This window comes from Mesorhizobium sp. M7A.F.Ca.US.014.04.1.1, from assembly GCF_003998745.1.
Lineage (GTDB): Bacteria > Pseudomonadota > Alphaproteobacteria > Rhizobiales > Rhizobiaceae > Mesorhizobium > Mesorhizobium ciceri.
In genome coordinates this window covers 1-4,302 of sequence record NZ_RZRW01000484.1, presented here as the reverse complement: position 1 = coordinate 4,302, position 4,302 = coordinate 1, and the positions used below count along the sequence as shown (strand labels likewise).

The 4,302-nt window shown below is 64.9% G+C and carries 2 protein-coding genes and 1 pseudogene; 2 read left to right on the top strand and 1 reads right to left on the bottom strand.

The genetic code is table 11. The features are described from left to right. A pseudogene (locus EOA22_RS25645) lies at positions 1–1,788 on the bottom strand (autotransporter outer membrane beta-barrel domain-containing protein); the annotation flags it as partial. Positions 1,789–2,012: 224 nt separating this feature from the next. Between EOA22_RS25645 and EOA22_RS25640 the strand changes: the two are divergent. Together EOA22_RS25640 and xylB are read left to right on the top strand one after the other, a co-directional pair. Further along, on the top strand, positions 2,013–3,335 hold the full coding sequence (locus tag EOA22_RS25640; protein WP_063169803.1) for a tetratricopeptide repeat protein: 1,323 nt from the start codon (positions 2,013–2,015) through the stop codon (positions 3,333–3,335). An 82-nt stretch (positions 3,336–3,417) separates the two neighbouring features. Further along, positions 3,418–4,302, top strand: an 885-nt coding sequence (gene xylB / locus EOA22_RS25635; protein ID WP_127390302.1) for a xylulokinase, incomplete at its 3' end; no start/stop codon positions are given.

Below are 4,302 nucleotides of genomic sequence, written 5' to 3'. Positions count from 1 at the left end.
GGCGCGAGTGGGGGGGGCGGGTCCGCCACTGGTGCCGGTGGTGGTGCCGGTGGTGTCGCGGGCGGCGGATCGGTCGGCACGACCGGCGGCGCCGGATCAACCGGATCGGGATCGCCGGGGGTGGATTCCGGCGGAGGCGGCGGCGCAGGGTCGATGGGCGGCGGCGGCGGCGGTTCGGCCGCCGGCGGCTCAGGTGCCGGCGGCGGAGCAGGCTCCAGCGCCGGCGGGGCTGCGGCCGGCGGGGCCGGCGTGTTCAGCGTCGAGCGCAGGTACCAGTTCTCCTCGCTGCCGGCGCTGACGCCGCCCTTGAACAGATAATATTCAAAGGCCCCGGCGGCGACCGGGGCGTCGAGCGCGAATGTCGTGGCGCCCGAGGTGGCGCCGTTGATTGCCTGGATGACCATGATGCCGTCCTGCGTGGTCGCAGCCCCCGCGCCGCCGAGATTGACCACGGAGATGCCGGTCGAACCGGAAGCCGTTCCGCTCGACAGGACCAACTTGTCGGATGCGGAGGAATCGTCACCGAGCTCGGTCTGGATAAGCAGCAGGCCACCCAGGCCGACATAAGTGCCCGAAATCGTCAGGCTGTCGGTGGCGCCGGTGCTGCCATTGGTCAGGTCGATGCGCCCGGCATTGGTGACCTGCGCCAGCTGGCCTGCCGTAAACGCCTGGATCGCCGCATTGAAGCCGCCGCCGTAGAGCGTGCTTGCGGCATCGACACTGAGCGAACCCGTGCCGGTGCCGCTGTCGCCGAGCACCAGATTGCTGTCCATCGTCAGCTGGGTGTCATTGGTGGCGTCGATGCTTTCCCAGTTCTGGAGCCGGCTGACGCCATCCAGTTTGACGTTGTCCAGGGTCAGCGCATCGGTGCCGGCACCACCTGATATGGCATCCGTGGCACCGAGATTGGCGTTGGTGAGGTTGCTGAGCCTGGCGGTGTCGTTATCGCCGCCGAGATCGACGGAACCATAGATGATGCCGCCACCGTTCCAGACGAAATTGTCGGCGCCAAAGCTCATCAGTATATCGCCACCGACCGTGCCGCCGGTGACCGTGACGCTGTCATTGCCGCCGCTGACGCTGATGTTGCCGCCGATGGTGCCGCCCGACAGGATGATCGTGTCCTTGTCGAAGCCAGTGACGAGGTTGCGGTCGATGGTGCCGCCTGACATGTTGAAATAGTTCTGATCGAGCTTCATGTTGACCCGGCCGATGCGGCCACCGGTCATCACGGCGTGGTCGCCATCGTCGAAGAAATCGACGATGCGTCCGCCGGTCATGGTGAAGGTGTCGAGGCCGTCGCCCTGGTTGAGCGAGCCGATCTGGCCGCCGCTCATGTTGAAGTCGTCGATGCCGGCGCCCTGCTGGACATTGCCGGTGACGGTGCCCGCGCCAATTTTGAAGAAATCCGTGCCGCCACCCTGATCGACGGTGCCGGTTATGGTGCCTGACTGCATGTCGATGCCGGTCCGTGCCGACGCCAAAGGTCACATTGCCTGATATCTGCCCGGTGCCGCCGGCGGGAAAATTCAGCGTGTTGTCGCCGTCGAGATCGGTGAGGCTGCCGGCTGAGTCGCCGCTGTCACAGGTGTAGACGGTGTTTCCGGCGGATGGAGCCAGCACGCATGCGGCAAACGCGGCGGAGTTGGGCAGCAACGCAAAAGCTGTAGTTGAGAGGATGCTAATAAGCCACGGATGTAACGGATGCGGCTTTCGCCGTTGCGAAGCAATTGTCACCTGCGCATCCGCCGAACGACTGTTCGGAAGCGAGTTCTTCACATGCCGCATCGCGTCCCCTCTCGATTCGCGATTTCCAGCCCCCGCCAGCCGCCGCAATGAAGACACAATTCATTCAATTTTACAAAGCCTAATCTGCCCCGCATGGTTGCTAAACTGCAAAGACTACTGAAAGGTCTGGCGTAGCGCACGGTTGGCGTGTCCGTGGCCTATGCTTTAGGATCGCTTTGGGCCGAAGGATCAAGGGCCTGTCACGGGTCGATAAAGGACATCGCATGGCAATCAGGGACGCATTCGGCCTGGCACTTTCGGGCGCGACGGAGGCGGGATTCACGCCTTACAGCCAGGCAGTGCGTGAACTGCAGTGCTTCATCGGCGATCCCGTAGCTTCCGTCGACCGCGCCATCGCGGAAGATCCCGGCTTCGTCATGGCCCATGTCTTCAAGGGATATCTGTTCGGCCTCGCCACCGAGCGGGAGGCGACGGCCGTGGCCAAGGCTTGCCACGAGGCCGCACTGCCGCTTGCCGCGACCACGCGCGAGCGGGCGCATGTCTCGGCCCTTGGCCATCTCGCCAGCGGGCGCTGGCATGAGGCCAGCCGCGTTCTCGAGGACATCACCATCGAGACCCCGCGCGACGGGCTGGCGCTGCAGGTCGGCCACCAGATCGATTTCTTCACCGGCAATGCCCGCATGCTGCGCGACCGCATCGCTCGTGCCCTGCCTTCGTGGCAAAGCGGCATGCCCGGCTACCACGCCATGCTCGGCATGCAGGCTTTCGGGCTGGAGGAAATGGGTGACTATGTCAGGGCCGAGCAGCTTGGCCGCGAGGCAGTCGACATCGAGCCGCGCGACGGCTGGGCGCAGCACGCCGTCGCCCATGTCATGGAGATGCAAAGCCGGCAAAGGGATGGCATTGCCTGGATGCGCGCCAATCCGGAAGCGTGGACACGGGAGAGCTTCCTGCAGGTCCACAATTGGTGGCACCTGGCGCTGTTCCACTATGATCTCGGCGAGACCGACGCGGTGCTGGCCCTCTATGACGGCCCTATCTACAGCGTGCAATCGACGATGGCGCTCAACATGGTCGATGCCTCGGCAATCCTGTGGCGGCTCCACCTCGGCGGCGTCGATGTCGGCGACCGCTGGGCGGCACTCGCCGCCAACTGGGGCAAGGCGGGAGCGGGTCTTTATGCCTTCAACGACGCCCACGCGATGATGGCCTTCGTGGGTGCCGGGTTAGATGCGCCGGCCCTCGCCTTGCTCGAGGCTCAGCGCGAGGCCATGCGTGGCAGCGACGACAATGCGGCTTTCACGCGGGATGTCGGCCATCCGCTGACGCTCGCCATCAAGGCATTCGGTGAGGGCAGCTACGCCGAGACCGCGCGCCTGATCCGGCCGATCCGCGCGATCGCACATCGTTTCGGTGGCAGCCACGCCCAGCGCGACGTCATCGACCTGACGCTGATCGAGGCGGCCTTGCGCGCCGGTGAGGGTGCGCTGGCCAAGGCGCTCACGGCGGAGCGTTCGATGGCGCGGCCCGACAGTCCGCTGTCAGCGCTGTTTGTGCGACGCGCCGCCGATTTGTCGGAGAATTGACCCGAAGCGGATCTTGTTTTAAAAACTGGCCAAGCCAGATTTTTTCGAGACCCGAAAAAATTAACTGGCGTGGGAGGAAGACATGTATCTGGGCCTCGATCTCGGGACGTCGGGCGTCAAGGCGCTGCTGATCGATGCCGGGCAAACCGTCATCGGTTCCGGCCATGGTTCGCTTGATGTTTCACGGCCGCACCCCGGCTGGTCGGAACAGAATCCCGAGCACTGGATCCGGGCCTGCGAAGACGCAATCGCCGAGCTCAAATCCTCCCATCCGCATGAACTCGCGGCAGTCAAGGGCATTGGCCTGTCCGGCCAGATGCATGGCGCCACGCTGCTTGACGCCGCCGACAAGGTGCTGCGCCCCTGCATCCTGTGGAACGACACGCGCAGCCATGCCGAGGCCGCCGTCCTCGATGCCGATCCGCGTTTCCGCGCCCTGACCGGCAACATCGTCTTTCCCGGTTTCACCGCGCCGAAACTGGCCTGGGTGAAGAAAAACGAGCCCGCTGTCTTCGCCAAGGTCGCAAAAGTGCTGCTGCCCAAGGATTTCCTGCGGCTCTGGCTTTCGGGCGAGCACATTTCGGAAATGTCGGATTCTGCCGGCACGTCCTGGCTCGATGTCGGCAAGCGGCGCTGGAGTGCGGATTTGCTCGCGGCGACATCGCTCGATGAAAAGCAGATGCCGTCGCTGGTCGAGGGTACGCAGAAGGCAGGCGCATTGCGCAGCGAATTGGCATCGAAGTGGGGCGTCCAGGCCGGCATTCCGATCGCCGGTGGCGCCGGCGACAACGCGGCCTCGGCCTGCGGCATGGGCACGGTTGGCGCCGGCCACGCTTTTGTTTCGCTCGGCACGTCGGGTGTGCTGTTTGCCGCCAACGCTTCCTACCTGCCCAACCCGGCTAGCGCGGTTCACACCTTCTGCCACGCGCTTCCGAACACCTGGCACCAGATGGGGGTCATCCTGTCG